The organism is Bartonella sp. B35(2025) (assembly GCF_053794465.1).
Genome location: NZ_CP200035.1, coordinates 1,496,101 through 1,514,213 on the forward strand (window position 1 = coordinate 1,496,101; position 18,113 = coordinate 1,514,213).

Sequence of the window (18,113 nt, forward strand, 5' to 3'; positions counted from 1 at the left end):
ACTTACGTGAAGAAATGTATTCAGTCAATAAAACGATTAGCAAGCAGGAAGCGTATAAGAAAGGCTACAGGAGAAAAATGAAAAAAGAAAAAAAGAGTGGATGTTCATTTCTCCATAAAAAGGAGACAGTACAACAGATGTATAAAGTTTCAAATGCACCACAAGTGTGTTCACCTACTTATCGTTTAGCTTACATTGATCAGGATTTTATGATGCGTTCTGAATTACGCTCACAACGCATTGGTCTTGAATTTTTAAAACCAGAAATAGCATTTCAAGAATATGGTATTCAATCAACAGTTGTTTTATTTGGTGGTGCGCGTATTCCTGAGCCTAGTAAAGCAGTATGGGCAGAAAAAAATAAAACACAAAAGAAAAATTTGCATGCTATGTCGTCTTATTATGATGAGGCAAGAGAATTTGCGCGTTTATGCTCACGTTATTCTGCTACTACTGAATATCAAGAATTTGTGGTTGTCACTGGGGGAGGTCCTGGGGTAATGGAAGCAGGAAATCGTGGTGCTGCTGATGTTGGTGCACCAACGGTTGGCTTGAATATTGTTTTACCTCATGAGCAAGCACCCAATCCTTATGTGACTCCACATTTGTGTTTTAATTTTCGTTATTTGGGGATGCGCAAAATGCATTTTTTAATACGAGCGAAGGCATTAGCTGTTTTTCCTGGAGGGTTTGGTACTCTGGATGAGTTATTTGAGGCATTAACTTTAATGCAAACGGGGCGTATGAAACGGGTTCCAATTTTAATGTTTGGCAAGGAATTTTGGAGAAATGTTATCAATTTTGAGTATTTATCTGCACAAGGCACGATTTCGCCTTCTGATCTTACGCTTATGACATTTGTAAACACAGCAGCGGAAGCTTTTGAGAAAATACACTCCTTTTATAAGCTCGCTTAAATAATTTGTGAGGGAAAAATTTGTACAGGAACAGTTAGTAGTCAACTTGAGTCAAGTATAATCCTGAGGGAGGTGCAACCATACCACAGCGCATACGATCTTTAGCGTGGAGAGCTGCTTCAAGGTCTTGTACTGTCCAACGTCCAATACCAACTTCCATGAGGCTTCCTACAAATGAACGGATCTGATGATGAAGAAAAGAACGAGCTTGTGCATAAAAGAAAATTTCTTCTCCTTTTCTTTGTACATCTAAGCGTTCAAGAGTACGAATAGGGCTTTTAGCTTGGCAGTGGGCTGATCGGAAAGTAGTAAAATCATGCCGTCCTACAAGTTTTTGGGCTGCTTCATGCATGGCATCAGCATTGAGGGGTTTTGGTAACCACCATACACGTTTGATATTTAAAGCTGGTGGTGAGCGGCGATTGAGAATTTTAAAAAGGTAATGGCGCCTAATTGCACAAAAACGTGCATGAAAGTTCTCAGAAACGTTTTGTACATCTAAGATTGAAATATTTTCACGTTGTTGTTGTAAATAGGCATTGATCGCATCACGTATAGTGTGGGTGCGCCAATTTTTTTCAAAATCAATGTGAGCAACTTGTCCCGTAGCATGTACACCCGCATCAGTTCTACCAGCTGTCATAATGGTCAGTTGTTTTCCACTAAATCGAAAAATAGCCTGTTCAAGGGCACCTTGTATGGTATGAAGATTTTCTTGACGTTGCCATCCGGCATAATTTGAGCCATCATATTCAAGAGTGAGTTTAAAACGTGGCATATCAAAAAACAGCAGAAATACTAGATCCGTTTAGAAATGTTGAGCTATCAAGAATCTTTCCACCAGATCTTTGAAGATGAGTTATTTCAAGACGTCCTTGCCCACAATGGATAATAAGATGATTTGGTTCTATCCGACCAATTTCTAGAGAGCGTCCTGTTGCTAAACGACTTCCAAGAATTTTCACTCGTTGTCGTTTTCCACCTATAATCATTTCACACCAGCAACCAGGAAAAGGGGAGAGAGCACAGACGTTTCTGTGAATGAATTCCGCTGATTTTGTCCAGTCGATTTGTGTTTCTTCTTTTGTGATTTTAGAGGCGTAGGTAATCCCTTCTGATGGTTGCGGTGTTAGTTTAAGTTGACCTTTTTCAAGATCTGACAAAGCTTTCACGATAAGTTTTGCTCCTATATGTGAAAGTTTATCTGAAAGTTCAGTGGCTGTAATGTTATCGGTGATAGGGATGGAGCGGGATAGAGCGATTGGCCCTGTATCGAGTCCTTCATCCATTTTCATGACCATTATACCTGTTTCCTGATCACCAGCCATTATCGCACGCTGGATTGGCGCAGCACCGCGCCAGCGTGGTAATAGTGAAGCGTGAACATTGAAACAACCAAAGCGTGGTATTTCAAGAATGGTTTTCGGTAAAATTAATCCATAGGCTACGACGATAGCAGTATCAATGGAGAGCGCTATAAAGCGAGCTTGTTCTTCAGGCGTTCTAAGAGTTTGAGGAGTAAAAACAGGAATTGATTTTTCTTTTGCTGCATTTTGAACAGGCGAAGGGATAGGCTTAAGACCACGACGTCCTGCTGGACGAGGAGGTTGACTATAGACTGCTGCAATATCATGTCCCGCATCTAATAAAGCATGTAAAATAGGCACAGAAAAATCAGGTGTTCCCATAAAACTTAACCGTAATGCCATTATAAAATTGCTTCCTTTACAGGTTTTCCTTTTGCACGTTTTTTAAATTTCCGTATCACCATATCACGTTTAATTTTTGAAATATGATCAATAAAAAGACAGCCATTTAAATGGTCAATTTCGTGTTGTAAACAAGTGGCTAAGAGATTATCTGCCTCAATTTCTGTTTGTTTTCCTTCATAATCTCTATAGCGAACACGGAGGCATTTAGGGCGCTCAATTTCCGCATAATACCCAGGAATGGAAAGGCAGCCTTCATCGTGAAAATTGCGTTCATCTGAGAGCCATAAGATTTCTGGATTAATAACAATAAGTGGATTTTTAGGGGTACCTTCTTCAGCGAGATCAATGACCAACATACGGACTGGTACACCAATTTGAATAGCAGCTAAACCAATTCCTTGGGTGCCATACATAGTATCCAACATATCATCAGCTAGCTTTTGAATAGTCGAATCAATATGCTCGATTGGTTTAGATATTTTCCGTAAAACTGGATCAGGTAAGGTAATTAAAGGTTTAATCGACATAGGTAAAGATTAATCAATGGCTTGTTATGGGTCAATATTGAATAACAGATTCTCGCGTTTTTTTACGATAAGATCATTATATTACTTTTTATATTTGATTCGTTTTTTTTTATTTGGATGAGCTATTAATGAGCGATTGGTTAGCAAAACAAAGAATAGATTTTGTATCATCTTTATAAAAAGCTGACATATTAATACTCGATTTATTATTGAGGGTATAGATCGTAAATTTATAAGAAAAGCTGATTAATATGAATAAAAGTAACAACATAGATATTAGTAATTGGAAGGACGTACCTAAATCTGAGATGAGTCCGTGGTTGAGAAGCAGACTGGAGCCTGATCAACTTTATGCTAAACAGGCTATTAATCAAACTTATGCTGAACAGCCTAAGTATAGTCCATGGCTAGAAAGCAAATTCTTTGGCGATTCTTTTTTTATACTAGTAGTTTTGCTTTTATTAGCTAGTTTAATGTTTTTTATGCTGATTCGTTCCAATCGAAAGAAGGCACTTGTAGAAAGTGAAATAGCCGAACGTGCTTGTGAAGCGCAAACTCAGATGGCAACATTATTGAAAACACAAGCTGAAATGCAAGGGCGTATACAAGCAATGGTGGAAATTTTTGGCCAAAGGCAAGCTGAGTTGAATCAGTCTATTCGTGATCAGCTTAGTGTGATGACAAGCAATTTAAGCCAAACCCTTCAAGTGCAAACTAAATCAACTTATGAAAATTTGACTCGTTTGCAAGAACGGTTAGCAGTGATTGATGCAGCACAAAATAACATTCAGTCTCTTACAGGACAAATGGTTCAACTACAGGACATTCTGAATAATAAACAAACCCGGGGAATTTTTGGTCAGGGACGTATGGAAGCAATTATTGCGGATGCTTTACCAGCCAATTCTTATATTTTTCAAGCGACTCTTTCAAATGGAAAGCGACCAGATTGTCTTATTCATATGCCTAATAAATCACCTTCTCTTGTTGTTGATGCTAAATTCCCCCTTGAAGCTTGGAATGCAATGCGTAAAGCATCATCATCTCAAGAACGTCAAGAAGCAGAACGACAATTTCGTACAGATATGGAAATTCATATTCGTGATATTGTACAAAAATATTTAATTCCTGGAGAAACCCATGATATTGCTTTTCTCTTTGTGCCATCAGAATCGATTTTTGCAACGATCTATGAAGATTTTGAACCTGTGGTACAAAAAGCCAATCGAGCACATGTAATTATTGTATCACCATCTTTGTTAATGTTGTCTGTACAGGTTGTCCAAACTATTATGAAAGATGCTCGGATGCGTGAACAAGCGCATTTAATTCAGTCGGAAATAACAAAATTGATGGGAGATTTTGAACGAATGGATACACGTATTCGTGCTTTACAGAAGCATTTTTATAAAGCGGGTGAAGATATTGAGGCGATTTTAATATCATCCTCTAAAATTATGAAACGTGCTAACCGAATTGAAGCTTTTGAATTGAATGATCCTATATCAACACAGATGGAAGCTCCGATCCAGCCACAAAAATTGTGCTTAGCTGATGAAGAGTAAAGCAAGACTCTCAGTATCATAAGTTTAGCCATATCTTTTATTGATTGGTAATTATTTTTTAGTATTCATGGTTCATTTATTTCCTAATGAGAGTGATAAAGAATATGCTGCACCTTTTGTTTTTGGGAGCATTGGTGTTTTTGTTAGGAGGATGTGCAACAATTCCTCCTACACACACAAATAATGCTTGTGCTGTTTTAGCCCAAAAGGATGGTTTTTTTGATAATTGGGGAAAGGCTTCCAAAAGTGCAGAAATGCGTCATGGGATTCCTATGCCTATCATTCTTGCAACCATTAATATGGAATCAAGTTTTCGTCATAATGCACGTCCTCCACGCACAAAATTGCTTGGTTTTATTCCATGGAAGCGACGGTCTACAGCATATGGTTATTCTCAAGCGCTTGACAGCACATGGGAAATGTATCTCCGCTCCACAGGAAGATCTTTTGCACAGCGTACCAATTTTGCAGATGCTACTGATTTTGTTGCTTGGTATCATCGCCAAAGTGTTCAACGTAATGGCGTTAGGTTTGATGATGCATATAATCTTTATTTAAATTATCATATGGGTCATGGTGCTTATGCACGCAGTAGGGGGTATGCAACAACAGCACTTACACAGGCAGCACAGCGTATGGCAACAATGTCTAGACAATATGAGCAACAATTAAAGGTGTGTGGGCGGCGTTAAGAAGAACTATAAAAGTATTTAAATTAGAAGAATATTTTGTTTTGAGATTGGCTTGATGACAGAATTTTTGATAACTAAAATGGGTGGATATAGTCTTTTTAGTTATATAGATTGGGAAAATATAAGCTATAGAAAGCTTCGCAATTTAATAGATTTCTCTTTCTTACACAAAAAGAAGAAAGAATGAATAAAAACTGATAGTGTGTAATAAAAATAGCTTAAAGCAAAGAGCTGTTGTATTTCCTGATTGAAAATAGTTATCGTATCTTAATATTAAATTTTTTTCCAATTGATCCATAGAAAAAGATTTATTGTTATACTTTTTATTTAAAATAAATCCTTGGCACAATCGGGTAAAATTTTCAGAATCTATAATGATATTTCAGTTGTTTTTTGTAAGACAATTTAGTGCAAAGTTACAATTTTTAATTCATGCTCACTAGCTCCTGCAAGAGCAATAGAACGCTCATCAGATAAAATGATTGGATAACCTGTTTCACCAAAAAGAGCCCATATCGTAATACCTGGGGTCATTGGTGGAAGATCTGGAAAATTTTTAGCCAGATCATCTGTACAAACTTTTTTTAAATAAGCGATCTTCCCTGCATTAGAGTAAGTCGCATTTTGCAACAACAAGTTTTGTTTATGCTCTTCCATTTCATTGTTCCTTTATGCCCTGATTTTTATATTCACCACTGCTGACTTTGATAGGAATCTGCTTCATTTGTTTTTTTGATTTGGGTTGGCATAGAGTAATTGATAAGAGACCATTTTTCAACTCAGCATTTGTAACTTGCATTCCTTCAGCAAGAACAAAAGTGCGTTGAAATTGGCGTGCAGCGATTCCACGATATAAATATTGGTGATTTTGGCTATCTGTTTGCTTACCATGGATGATCAGCTGATTATCGTTTAGGAAGATACTAAGATTATTGACTTTAAATCCAGCAACAGCCAAGGTTATGCGCATATGGTTTGCATCATCATTTCTGTGTAGACGCTCAATATTATAGCCAGGATAAGCTTCATCAGCTTTACCAATACGTTGCAATGTTTTCTCTACCGTTTCAAATCCTAAAAGAAGGGGATTGGAGAAAGGTGTTACATATGTCATTAGTGAGTATCCTCTTTAAAGCGGCTACTTGATCAAATCTTAAAGAAGTATTTGCTACATCTTTCTCATATGGCGAGCGTGAGTAGTAACTTCAAGAGAAAATATGAGAGAGTTCAATGATTCAGAGAACAACAAAATTATCAAAAGCGCAAAGAATTGCTAAAATATTATACAGGGAAGATGAAATTGCAGAGATATTTCGTCGTTTTTCTATTCAGCGTCCTGCACCCAAAAGTGATCTTATTTATACCAATACCTTTACTCTTTTAGTTGCAGTTGTTCTTTCAGCTCAGGCTACAGATGCCAGTGTTAACAAAGCCACAACAGAATTATTTCGCCTTGCAGATCAACCAGAAAAAATGGTTGCATTAGGAGAAGAAGAAATTGCACGCTATATTCGTACGATTGGTCTTTGGCGTGCAAAAGCACGCAATATTTACGCACTTTGTAGATCTTTAATTGACCAGTATGGCAGTCTAGTACCTGATAATCGTGAAGCACTTATGGCACTTCCTGGTGTGGGGCGAAAAACTGCTAATGTCGTTTTAAATGTTGCTTTTGGCCAACCCACTATGGCAGTGGATACGCATATTTTACGTCTTGGAAATCGTCTTGGTTTAGCACCTGGTAAAACACCAGAGATTGTTGAAGAAAAGTTGCTAAAGATTATACCAGCGCATTATCTTCGTTATGCTCATCATTGGCTTGTTTTGCATGGGCGCTATATTTGCCAAGCACGTAAAGCACAATGCACACAGTGTATCATTGCTGATTTATGTAAAGCAGCAATAAAAACAAATGCAATTCCAGCACCTTTGGTTGAAATTCAAGGTAATGGATCACCGATTTTTTTTTGATATGGTCTTGCTATTTTGTGTATACTAGCTTATGGAAATGCTGTTAGAACCGCCCGGCAGGGCATGCCGTGGCTGTTTGAATGCTTATTCAAGCTTTGGTCAGCTTGATTAAATTTAAATATATGGAGTAGCAAAATGCCCAAAATGAAGACCAAATCATCCGCTAAAAAGCGGTTTAAAATCACTGCGTTAGGTAGAGTAAAGGCAGCAGCTGCGGGCAAACGTCATGGTATGATTAAACGTTCAAACAAGTTTATTCGTGATGCACGTGGGATGAAAGTTCTGGTTGAGCAAGATGCTAAAAAAGTTGTTCATTATTACTTGCCAAACAGCCTTTAAGTTTTACGTTTTGATTTTTAGGAGATAACTATATGGCACGTGTAAAAAGAGGTGTTACAGCCCACGCCAAGCACAAAAAAGTCCTTAAACAGGCTGAAGGTTTTTATGGTCGGCGTAAAAATACTATTCGTGCGGCTAAAGCAGCAGTTGATCGTTCAAAGCAATATGCTTACCGTGATCGTAAAAATAGGAAACGTACTTTCCGTGCTTTGTGGGTTCAGCGGATCAATGCAGCTGTTCGTGCAGAAGGCTTAACTTATGGCCGTTTTATTGATGGCTTATCAAAAGCTGGTATTGAAGTTGATCGTAAGGTTCTTTCAGATGTAGCAGTCTACGAATCAGCGGCATTTTCCGCTTTAGTAGTTTCTGCAAAGAAAGCTTTAGAATATTTGAAAGATACAACGCCTAATGCTTTTGAAGGCGCTGTCAAGTAAGCCAGTTGTGTCCTCTTAAAGCATTTATTTATTCGGGATCCCGTACTGGTTATTTCTAGTACGGGTTTTTTTTATTTAAAAAATAGGCAGAAAATATGAGAGATATTGAGCGTTTAGAACAAGAGATTTGTTTAGCTTTAGAAGCTGCCAATGATGAACAGGCACTTGAAGCAGTGCGTGTTGCAGCTTTAGGTAAAAAGGGCAGTATTTCTGAAAAATTAAAAGTATTAGGAAAGATGAATGCTGAGGAACGCCATAAAGTTGGTTCAGTTCTTAATGGGTTAAAAAATCGTGTTTTAGAATTATGGGCACAAAAGCGTGATCTTCTTAGGCGCCAAGCGATGGATAAACGTCTTTCTAACGAAACGGTTGATATAACTTTGCCTGTTCGTTCTTCACCTATAGAACGAGGACGTATTCACCCTATCTCACAAGTGATTGAAGAAATTACAGCCATTTATATGAATATGGGATTTTCACTTGCAGAGGGACCAGATATTGAAACAGATTATTATAATTTTACTGCATTGAATTTTCCTGAGGGTCATCCAGCTCGCGAAATGCATGATACCTTTTTTTTTGATATTAATGAAATGGGAGAGCGGAAATTATTGCGTACCCATACATCTCCTGTACAAATTCGTATGATGGAAAAGCAACAGGTACCGATACGCATTATTATTCCTGGAAAAACTTACCGTATGGATTCAGATGCTACTCATTCACCAATGTTTCATCAGGTAGAAGGTCTCGTGATTGATAAAGTCTCCACTATTGCACATATGATGTGGGTTCATGAAACTTTTTGTAAGGCTTTTTTTGAAGTTCCTTCTGTGAAGATGCGTTTTCGCCCATCTTTTTTTCCTTTTACTGAGCCATCTATGGAAGTAGATATTCAATGCGATCGTTCTGGTTCAGAAGTAAGGTTTGGAGAAGGATGTGATTGGCTAGAAATCTTAGGATGTGGAATGGTGCATCCTCAGGTATTAAAAAATGTTGGTTTAGATCCCGATGAATATCAAGGTTTTGCATGGGGAATGGGCATTGATCGTATTGCTATGCTGAAATATGGTATGCCCGATTTACGTGCTTTTTTTGATGCTGATTTGCGTTGGTTGGATCATTATGGTTTTCGCTGCTTTGATATACCTGCTTTTTTTTCTGGTTTAAGCAACGTGTGATCTTATCATAGTTTTTATATGAGGTTTTAGAATGAAATTTACCTTATCTTGGTTGAAAGATCACTTAGAAACAGATGCATCTTTGAATAAAATTTGTGATAAACTAACAGCTATCGGCCTCGAGGTTGATTATATTGATGACCGTTCTTCTTTAAAAGGTTTTGTGATTGCAAAGATTTTAACAGCAATTAAGCATCCAAATGCAGATAAATTACAGATTTTGTCGGTAGATATGGGATCTGGTGCGCCTGTACAGGTTGTTTGTGGAGCACAAAATGCACGTGTTGGGCTTGTTGGTGTTCTTGCATTGCCAGGTACTTATGTGCCTGGGCTTGATGTGACATTATCTGTAGGCAAAATCCGTGGTGTTGAAAGTTTTGGGATGATGTGTTCGCAAGCAGAGCTGGAGTTGTCAAATGAACATAACGGGATTATGGAACTACCAGATGATGCGCCTATTGGGGTTGAATTTGCAGCTTACTCAGGTTTAAATGATCCTGTAATTGATATTGGTTTGACACCTAATCGTTCTGATTGCACAGGTATTCGTGGAATTGCCCGTGATTTATCTGCTGCTGGAATTGGGCAATTAAAAGAATTATCATTACCACAGTTTGCTATTTTTTTTGAACCGAAGATTCAAATTTCTCTAGATTTTTCACAAAATAAATCCTTATGTTCAGGATTTGCTTGGTGTGAGGTTCGTGATGTAAAAAATGGCATGTCGCCACAATGGATGCAGCGTCGTTTAAGTGCAATCGGCTTGAGGCCAGTAAATGCTTTAGTTGATATAACCAATTATATAAGTTTTGATCTTGGTCGACCACTTCATGTTTTTGATGCAGATAAAATTAGGGGAAATTTAGTTGTACGTTGTGGTCGTGAAGGTGAATATTTTAAGGCTCTTAATGGGAAAATTTATAACGTGGGGATTAAAGATTGTATCATTGCAGATGAAGAAGGGGTTGTTGCGATCGCTGGTATCATTGGTGGCGAAAGAACGGGCTGTGATGAGACAACACGTCGTGTTATTATTGAATCGGCACTTTGGGATTCACAAAGCATTGCACAAACGGGTCGTGCATTAGGAATTATCAGCGATGCGCGTTATCGATTTGAGCGTGGTGTTGATCCTGCTTTTATGGAAACAGGACTTGAGATTGCAAAAGAGTTAGCTTCACGTTTTTGTGGTGGTGAAGTATCAAAGACGAAGATCGTTGGTTATAAGCAGCCAGAAATCAAGCAGATCACTTTTCCTTTTTCTGAAATTAAACGTTTGACACATTTAGAAATAGAACGTGGGCAAGCTGTTACTATTTTGACAAATCTTGGTTTTTTGGTTGAAGGAAAAGGGGATGTGGTTACAGTTAAAGTGCCAACATGGCGCCCTGATATTTCTGGTAAAGCTGATTTGGTGGAAGAGGTAATGAGAATTTATGGGTTAGATAAAATTAAACCTATTCCATTACACAATTTTGCAGAGCGAAAAAGTCCAATTTTAACACATTTGCAAATTTGCTCACGCGTTGCTCGTTTGGCTTTAGTTCATCGTGGTATGAAGGAGGCTATTACGTGGTCATTTATTTCTGAAAGCCAAGCACTTGCTTTTGGAGGTGGTCAAGCACAGCTTAAATTAGTAAATCCTATTGCTGCAGATATGTCGGTAATGCGTCCTTCTCTTTTACCTGGTTTGCTTATGGCAGCACAGAGGAATGCTGATCGTGGTTTTTCAGATCTCGCTTTGTTTGAAGTTTCCAGTATATACGAAGATGATACACCTGATAAACAGCAGTATGTTGCTGGTGGCATTCGCCGTGGAACAGAACAATTTGAGGGGGTAGGGCGCTTTTGGGATGGTAATGCGATAGCGGTTAATGTTTTTGATGCTAAAGCAGATGCATTAGCTGTTTTAGAAGCGTGTGGTGTAGATATCTGCAAGGTACAAATTGAAGTTGGAGCACCTGATTGGTATCATCCTGGTCGTTCAGGAGTTATAAAACTTGGATCAAAGGTAATTCTTGGTTTTTTTGGTATTTTTCATCCTGCTACGTTAGAAAAATTAGATGTTAGCGGATCTTTGTGCGGTTTTGAAATTTTTCTTAATCGGATTCCAGAGCCAAAGAAAAAGCCAACGAAAAGCCGTTCTCCTTTGAAATTGTCACCTTTTCAAATGGTACGGCGTGATTTTGCATTTGTAGTTGATAAAACGATTGCATCCTCTCTTATTGTTCGTGCTGCAAGTGGAGCTGATAAAAAGCTTATTCATTCAGTGCAGGTTTTTGATCTTTTTGAAGATACAATACTTGGTGAAGATAAAAAATCTGTTGCGATTGAGGTTTCTATTCAACCTATCGAGCGAACTTTAACTGATGAAGATCTAGAAGCACTTGCGTTAAAAGTGATTGAAAATGTTACCAAAATGACAGGTGCCCATTTGCGTAGTTGAGTATAATTTTTTTATATTGGATTGTTTTATGAAGTGGAAGTGTTCAAGAATACTCCTTTAATCTTTGAGATATTCAAGATTTATAGAATTTCTTAAAATTATTCTTTTGTGAAAAATCTAGAATTGAAAAAATTAACGATAATTGCTACTACTAAATAATAATGCAAATCATTAGCAATAAAGAGAGATTTAATGAACATAAAAGCACTTTTTATCATAGTTTTTGGGAGTATTGTCTTTTTTGTATCTAATTTAGCTTTATGCGCTAGCAAATTTAAAGCTGTTACAACTTTCACTATCATTGCTGATATGGCACGGAATGTAGCAGGTGATGTTGCTGATGTTGAATCAATCACTAAACCAGGTGCTGAGATTCATGAATATCAACCAACACCCCGTGATCTTATGCGTGCACAAGGAGCAAATCTTATTTTTTGGAATGGATTAGAGTTGGAGCTTTGGTTTGAGAAATTTTTTCAAAATATCAAGGATATTCCAAGTGTTGTTGTCTCAGAAGGTATTGTCCCGATTGAAATTGGCGAGGGGCCTTTCAGTGGTAAACCAAATCCTCATGCATGGATGTCGCCTACCTTAGCTTTGGTTTACGTTGATAATATTCGTGACGCTTTTATAAAATACGATCCTGAACATGCTGCTACTTATAAAGAAAATGCTGAAATCTATAAACAGAAGATTCGCTCAATGATTAATCCGATTAGGGTTAAATTAGCAATATTACCAGAAGATCAACGTTGGCTTGTAACCAGTGAAGGTGCATTCAGCTATCTGGCTCGTGATTTTAATCTAAAAGAACTCTACCTTTGGCCGATTAATGCTGATCAGCAGGGAACACCACAGCAAGTTAGGCATGTTATTGATATGGTTCGGAAATACCATATCCAAGTAGTTTTTTCTGAAAGTACTATTTCTGCAGCACCTGCAAAACAAATTGCGAGAGAAACAGGAGCTAAATACGGTGGTGTTCTTTATGTTGATTCATTGAGTGAGAAAGATGGTGAGGTACCAACTTATATTGATTTGTTGCGTGTTACGAGTACACGGATTACTAACGCTTTATTAGATGGAGTAAAGTAGTGGTGACAGGAACTGGAATATTTGCTCAGGGAGTAACAGTAATATATCGTAATGGACATACTGCTTTACGTGAGGTAAGTTTTGAAAGTCCAAAAGGTTCTATTACGGCATTAATTGGTGTTAATGGATCAGGTAAGTCGACATTATTTAAATCTATTATGGGGTTTTTACGGCCCTCTAAGGGAAAAATTTGCATTTTTGGTTTGCCAATTGAAGTGGCATTAAAACAAAATCTTATTGCTTATGTTCCACAGAATGAAGATGTTGATTGGAATTTTCCTGTTCTTGTCGAAGATGTTGTTTTAATGGGGCGGTATGGTTACATGAATTTCTTTCGCTATGCGCGAGAACGGGATTATGAAGCTGTCCGTGATGCATTAGAACGTGTTGATATGTTAGCATTTGCTAAGCGCCAAATTGGTGAACTTTCTGGTGGCCAGAAAAAACGCGTTTTTCTGGCTCGCGCTCTTGCACAACAAGCGAAAGCTATTTTATTAGATGAGCCATTTACAGGAATTGATGTTACAACAGAAGATAAAATTATTTCTTTGTTGCAAGATCTACGCAAAGAAGGTGCTGTTATATTGGTTTCTACCCATAATTTAGGTTCTGTTCGTGAATTTTGTGATCACACGATTTTAATAAAGGAGACTGTTTTGGCATCTGGGTTAACAGAAACAGTCTTTACACAGAAAAATCTTGAGAAAACTTTTGGTGGTACCTTGCACCATCATGTCTGGGATTTTAAAGATACAAAAAAAAATGATATTTGCATGAAAGGAAAACAGCTCTTAATTATTGAAAATACTCAAAAAGTGGAGTATATCGCGTGATTTTTTGGTTACTTGAGCCTTTGAGCTATCAGTATATGATTAATGCGATGTGGGTTTCGGGGTTAGTTGGATGTGTTTGTGCTTTCCTTTCCGCTTTTTTGATGTTGAAAGGTTGGTCACTGATTGGTGATGCACTTTCCCATTCGATTGTGCCTGGAGTAGCGGGAGCTTACCTTCTAGGGTTACCTTTCTCTCTTGGAGCTTTTTTTTCTGGTGGGCTTGCTGCAGCAGCAATGCTGTTTTTAAATCATCGAACAAAGCTGAAAGAAGATACCATTATTGGTTTAATTTTTTCTTCCTTTTTTGCTTTTGGATTATTTCTTAAATCACTAAAACCAATGGCTGTTAATATCGATACGATTGTCTTGGGGAATATTTTGGCAGTCAGTTCATCAGATATTCTGCAGTTGGCTTTTATTAGTTTTTTTTCTTTGCTTGTATTATTTTTGAAGTGGAAGGATTTATTAATTTCTTTATTTGATGAGACGTATGCACGTACTATCGGATTAAACGTGAAGTTTTTAAAGATTCTCTTTTTTACCCTGCTTGCGGCTTGTACTGTTGCTGCTATGCAGACAGTTGGAGCTTTTTTGGTTATTTGTCTTGTTGTAACTCCAGGTGCAACAGCTTATCTTTTAAGTGATCGCTTTAAAAATATTTTGGTTATTGCAGTTACGATTGGAACATTCACAAGTATATTTGGTGTTTATGTAAGTTATTTTTTGAATGCACAAACTGGTGGTGTTGTTGTACTTTTTCAAGCATTTTTATTCGTTTTAGCCTTTATTTTTGCTCCTAAACACGGTTTTATTGCTGCGCGTTTACGTATAAAAGCAGCAAAAGGAGGGTGATAATATCATGATTGATCAATTATTACTTCCTTTTCAGTTTTCTTTTATGCTTAGGGGCATGATTATTGTTATGATCCTTTCTATTCCGATGGCAATGCTTTCTTGTTTTCTTATTTTGAAGGGATGGGCACTTTTGGGGGACGCAATTTCCCATGCCGTTTTTCCTGGTGTAGTTCTTGGTTACATGGCAACACCATGGGCAATAACATTTTTGGCTTCTTTACCATTTGCTTGGTTTCAGCATGTGCATCCAGCTAATATTACGATGACATTGATTGCTTGTGGTGCTTTTATTGCAGGTATGATTTGTGCAATTGTGACGGGTTTTTTAGGAAACAATACTCGTATCAAGCAGGATACAGTGATGGGTGTTGTTTTTTCGTCTATGTTTGGTTTGGGGCTTGTTTTGGCAACCGCTATTTATAGCAACTTAGATTTGAATCATATTTTATTCGGTAATCTTTTGGGTGTTAACTGGCTTGATATTACGCAGACAGCAATAATTTCTGCTGCTATCACTTTTATTCTAGTAGCAAAATGGCGTGATTTTATGCTGTATATTTTTGATTCGGTTCAAGGTCGTGCAGTAGGGTTACGAATATCACTACTCCATTATACCCTTTTAACGATGATTTCTCTTACTATTGTTGCAGCTTTGAAAGCTGTTGGAATTGTTTTAGTCATTTCTCTATTGATAGCACCAGGAGCAATTGCTTATCTTATCACTAAGCGGTTTTCTTTTATGTTGGTGATCGCTATACTTGTTGCAGCTTTTTCTGGTTTTTTAGGAATTTATCTAAGCTTGTTTATAGGATCTGATTCTGCTTCCACTATTGTATTGATTTTAACACTGATCTTTATTGCTATTTTTATGTCAATTTTTTTTCGTCACATTACAATTCAAGATATTTGAGCGTAATAAATTTATGCATATTAGATATGCAGTTTTATGTATTGTCTCTAATACTTGTTTTAAATAAACAGCAGATAGCTAGGTCATTTTCCTCCAAATGTCTAGCAAATGATTGCGGTATTTTTGTTTTCTCCCCCCCCAATGCTGCATTCATAATTAAGAGGCTGCATTGATTTATTCTGCAGCCTTTTTGGGGAGTACTTCCTAAAAATTTGTTTTGATTGCTTGAAAACTTTTAAATAATTATTATGTTTCTTAAGCTATTCTGTACTTTAGAAAAGGTCATAATAGAAATATGCTAATCAAGGAAGCAGTGTTGGAAGGTGTTTGTATGCTAAAATGAAAAGCGTGAGAGTATATGATATTTTTTCGTAGAGAAAAATGGCACTAGAGAATGAAAAAAGATTTTGAAATATCTTATCCTTTACGTATTTGCTATTCTGTAATAGGTTGGATGACGATTGTATTGGGTGTTATTGGTGTTGTATTACCTATCATGCCAACGATACCTTTTTTATTAGTTGCTTCATGGTGTTTTGCTCGTTCCTCACCACGTTTTCATGAATGGCTGCATAGTCACCACATTTTGGGGCCACCTATTAAGCAATGGATGGAAAAGAGAGCTGTTTCGCCATTTGTTAAAGTTTTTGTGGTAGTTGGTATGGCTAGTGGTTTTTTATTATTTTGGGTGATGGTACACCCTGTTTTATGGCTTGCTTTATTGGCTGCGGTTATTTTGTTATCAATTGCTGCTTATATTGTGACGCGTCCATCTTCGTAATGACAAAAAAATAAAATCTTATAAGTGAAGTATTCATTTTATATTCTTTTGTTCATTGAAGTAATTAGCAGGGAGTTTTTGCTATCAGATTTTAGGATAGCATCTATATACTGGAATACCTATCAGCTAATAAATTCTTCGAGAATATTATAAATTGGCATATTATTGGATAGAATAATTTGCTTTTGAAGCAATTTTCTCAATAGAGAGAATTATACATAAGTAATTTAATGAAGTATTCGTAAAATTGTTTTGACAGGTAGTGATGAGTCATTCATATTACAATGTAATTTTTAATATTAAGGGTGATAAGATAGTATTTTCTTATTTATCTATTGGTTACTAATTTTATGATTGTTTATCTTTATTTGATATAAATCAACTGATTATTAGTTTTTTCTAGGTTTAGAAACATATTTTTCATTACTAAAAAAATTAAGATAACGTTGTACTTCTTGTGGATCACCGATAGTTTTTTCAGAATTATCTGAAAGTTTTACTGCTGGTCGGCCATTAGCATGGGTGACTTTACATACGAGGGAAAGAGCATCCAAGGTTGAAATTTCTTGAGGTGCACAGCCTGAAAAATCATTGGTAAGATCTGTTCCCCAACCAAAAGTCATACGCACTCTACCATAGAAATGGTGATAGGTTTTTTCGATTGTATCTATATCAAGTGCATCAGAAAAAATTAATAATTTATCACGTGGATCTTTTCCTTTTTTTTTCCACCATTTAATAATACGTTCACCTCCCTCAATAGGAGGAGCACTGTCAGGTCTAAAACCTGTCCAATCAGCTACCCAATCTGGTGCATTACGTAAAAATGCTTCTGTACCAAAGGTATCTGGCAAAACAATTAAAAGATTTCCACCATAATAACGGTTCCAATCCTGCAAGACTTGGTAAGGGGCCATACGTAATTCGTTACCATTATTGGTAAGAGCGGCAATGACCATGGGCAACTCGTGTGCATTTGTACCAAGAGCTTCTAAATCTGTATCCATAGCAAGAAGGACATTTGAAGTTCCTATAAAAGAATTACCAATACCTTCTTTTAACGCTTCAACACACCAACGTTGCCATAAAAAAGAATGACGACGTCTTGTACCAAAGTCAGATATTTTAATATTAGGTAATTTTTTGAGACGTTCAATTTTTTTCCATACTTTTGCTTTAGCACGAGCATAAAGCACATCAAGTGCAAAACGCCCCAGATTTTTCATAGCAGCACGTGAACGTAATTCACTGATAATGGTAAGGGCAGGAATTTCCCACATGGAACTATGAGTCCATGAGCCATAAAAATGAAGAATATATTGTCCATCTTTACGGGTTAGCTCATATTCAGGCAGCTGAAAATTCTCAAGCCAATGAAGAAAATCTGGTTCGAAAATTTGTTTACGTCCATAAAATGTGTTACCAGCAAGCCAGATCATTTCTTTTTTAGTAAAACGTAAACTAAGTGCGTGATCAAGTTGTGCACGTAACTCACTCTCATCAATATCATCAGCAAGGCGTATTGTTCTTGTACGATTTATGAGAGAGAAAGTAACATTTACATTCGGATAAAGACCCCAAATCATCTGCACCATAAGAAGCTTATAAAAATCCGTATCGAGAAGTGAACGAATAATTGGATCAAGTTTCCAGGTATGGTTGTAAACTCGTCTTGCAATATCCGTATGATCCATAATCTATTTTCTTTCAGTTAAGTAAAATTTGAAAATCATGATACATCAATGTGATCATCATAGGGAATGCAGGAACTATAACAACTCCATAGTTTTGAGCAAGAATAAAAAAGCTTCTTTATTTTTTCTGTTCTTAAGATCTAAGGGCACATATAATTTCGT

Annotated in this window: 19 protein-coding genes; 13 read left to right on the plus strand and 6 right to left on the minus strand. The window is 36.9% G+C overall.

Features of this window, described 5'->3' with window-relative positions:
* The first annotated feature begins 77 nt into the window (after positions 1-77).
* The gene (locus V4P56_RS06235; RefSeq protein WP_455482034.1) at positions 78-917 is read left to right on the plus strand and encodes an LOG family protein; all 840 of its coding nucleotides are present in this window, start codon (positions 78-80) and stop codon (positions 915-917) included.
* Positions 918-951: 34 nt separating this feature from the next.
* Here V4P56_RS06235 and truA read toward each other — a convergent pair whose 3' ends face one another.
* The 3 genes from truA to def are packed head-to-tail and all read right to left on the minus strand — an operon-like array spanning position 952 to position 3,156.
* Complete coding sequence (gene truA, locus V4P56_RS06240) at positions 952-1,695, minus strand: tRNA pseudouridine(38-40) synthase TruA (protein ID WP_455482035.1); 744 nt, start codon at positions 1,693-1,695, stop codon at positions 952-954.
* A 1-nt stretch (position 1,696) separates the two neighbouring features.
* Positions 1,697-2,626 (minus strand): methionyl-tRNA formyltransferase, encoded by a 930-nt coding sequence (fmt, locus tag V4P56_RS06245; RefSeq protein WP_455482036.1) that lies wholly within the window; start codon positions 2,624-2,626, stop codon positions 1,697-1,699.
* A complete protein-coding gene (gene def, locus V4P56_RS06250) occupies positions 2,626-3,156 on the minus strand; it encodes a peptide deformylase (protein ID WP_455482037.1) in 531 nt (176 codons plus the stop codon). The genes fmt and def overlap by 1 nt, the downstream gene beginning before the upstream one ends.
* A 308-nt stretch (positions 3,157-3,464) precedes the next feature.
* Between def and V4P56_RS06255 the strand changes: the two genes are divergently transcribed.
* Positions 3,465-4,721, plus strand: coding sequence for a DNA recombination protein RmuC (locus tag V4P56_RS06255; protein ID WP_455482684.1), 1,257 nt, complete (start codon positions 3,465-3,467; stop codon positions 4,719-4,721).
* A gap of 104 nt (positions 4,722-4,825) precedes the next feature.
* On the plus strand, positions 4,826-5,413 hold the full coding sequence (locus V4P56_RS06260; RefSeq protein ID WP_455482038.1) for a transglycosylase SLT domain-containing protein: 588 nt from the start codon (positions 4,826-4,828) through the stop codon (positions 5,411-5,413).
* 405 nt (positions 5,414-5,818) lie between these two features.
* Here the strand turns inward: V4P56_RS06260 and V4P56_RS06265 are convergent, their stop codons facing one another.
* Both V4P56_RS06265 and V4P56_RS06270 read right to left on the minus strand, forming a co-directional pair.
* Complete coding sequence (locus V4P56_RS06265) at positions 5,819-6,070, minus strand: BQ00720 family protein (protein WP_455482039.1); 252 nt, start codon at positions 6,068-6,070, stop codon at positions 5,819-5,821.
* A gap of 1 nt (position 6,071) precedes the next feature.
* On the minus strand, positions 6,072-6,527 hold the full coding sequence (locus V4P56_RS06270; protein WP_455482040.1) for an Hsp20 family protein: 456 nt from the start codon (positions 6,525-6,527) through the stop codon (positions 6,072-6,074).
* Between the two features lie 116 nt (positions 6,528-6,643).
* On the opposite strand from V4P56_RS06270, the gene nth reads away from it, so the two are divergent.
* The 10 genes from nth (at position 6,644) to V4P56_RS06320 (ending at position 16,257) form a co-directional block, all read left to right on the plus strand.
* A complete protein-coding gene (gene nth, locus V4P56_RS06275; protein WP_455482041.1) occupies positions 6,644-7,384 on the plus strand; it encodes an endonuclease III in 741 nt (246 codons plus the stop codon).
* Positions 7,385-7,519: 135 nt separating this feature from the next.
* On the plus strand, positions 7,520-7,723 hold the full coding sequence (gene rpmI, locus V4P56_RS06280; RefSeq protein ID WP_455482042.1) for a 50S ribosomal protein L35: 204 nt from the start codon (positions 7,520-7,522) through the stop codon (positions 7,721-7,723).
* Between the two features lie 32 nt (positions 7,724-7,755).
* Complete coding sequence (gene rplT / locus V4P56_RS06285) at positions 7,756-8,157, plus strand: 50S ribosomal protein L20 (RefSeq protein ID WP_455482043.1); 402 nt, start codon at positions 7,756-7,758, stop codon at positions 8,155-8,157.
* 95 nt (positions 8,158-8,252) lie between these two features.
* Positions 8,253-9,338 carry a phenylalanine--tRNA ligase subunit alpha gene (gene pheS / locus V4P56_RS06290; RefSeq protein ID WP_455482044.1) on the plus strand — a complete coding sequence of 362 codons (1,086 nt, stop codon included), beginning with the start codon at positions 8,253-8,255 and terminating at the stop codon, positions 9,336-9,338.
* A gap of 31 nt (positions 9,339-9,369) precedes the next feature.
* Complete coding sequence (gene pheT / locus V4P56_RS06295) at positions 9,370-11,784, plus strand: phenylalanine--tRNA ligase subunit beta (RefSeq protein WP_455482045.1); 2,415 nt, start codon at positions 9,370-9,372, stop codon at positions 11,782-11,784.
* 192 nt (positions 11,785-11,976) lie between these two features.
* Positions 11,977-12,879: a metal ABC transporter substrate-binding protein gene (locus V4P56_RS06300; RefSeq protein WP_455482046.1), complete on the plus strand. Its 903-nt coding sequence runs from the start codon at positions 11,977-11,979 to the stop codon at positions 12,877-12,879.
* A 2-nt stretch (positions 12,880-12,881) separates the two neighbouring features.
* Entirely contained in the window at positions 12,882-13,712 is an 831-nt protein-coding gene (locus tag V4P56_RS06305) for a manganese/iron ABC transporter ATP-binding protein (protein WP_455482685.1), read from the plus strand.
* Positions 13,709-14,563, plus strand: coding sequence for a metal ABC transporter permease (locus V4P56_RS06310; protein WP_455482047.1), 855 nt, complete (start codon positions 13,709-13,711; stop codon positions 14,561-14,563). Before V4P56_RS06305 ends, V4P56_RS06310 begins: the two co-directional genes overlap by 4 nt.
* 7 nt (positions 14,564-14,570) lie before the next feature.
* A complete protein-coding gene (locus tag V4P56_RS06315) occupies positions 14,571-15,476 on the plus strand; it encodes a metal ABC transporter permease (protein WP_455482048.1) in 906 nt (301 codons plus the stop codon).
* Between the two features lie 394 nt (positions 15,477-15,870).
* Positions 15,871-16,257 (plus strand): YbaN family protein, encoded by a 387-nt coding sequence (locus V4P56_RS06320; RefSeq protein WP_455482049.1) that lies wholly within the window; start codon positions 15,871-15,873, stop codon positions 16,255-16,257.
* A 389-nt stretch (positions 16,258-16,646) separates the two neighbouring features.
* Here V4P56_RS06320 and pncB read toward each other — a convergent pair whose 3' ends face one another.
* On the minus strand, positions 16,647-17,951 hold the full coding sequence (gene pncB, locus V4P56_RS06325; RefSeq protein WP_455482050.1) for a nicotinate phosphoribosyltransferase: 1,305 nt from the start codon (positions 17,949-17,951) through the stop codon (positions 16,647-16,649).
* Positions 17,952-18,113 lie beyond the last annotated feature (162 nt).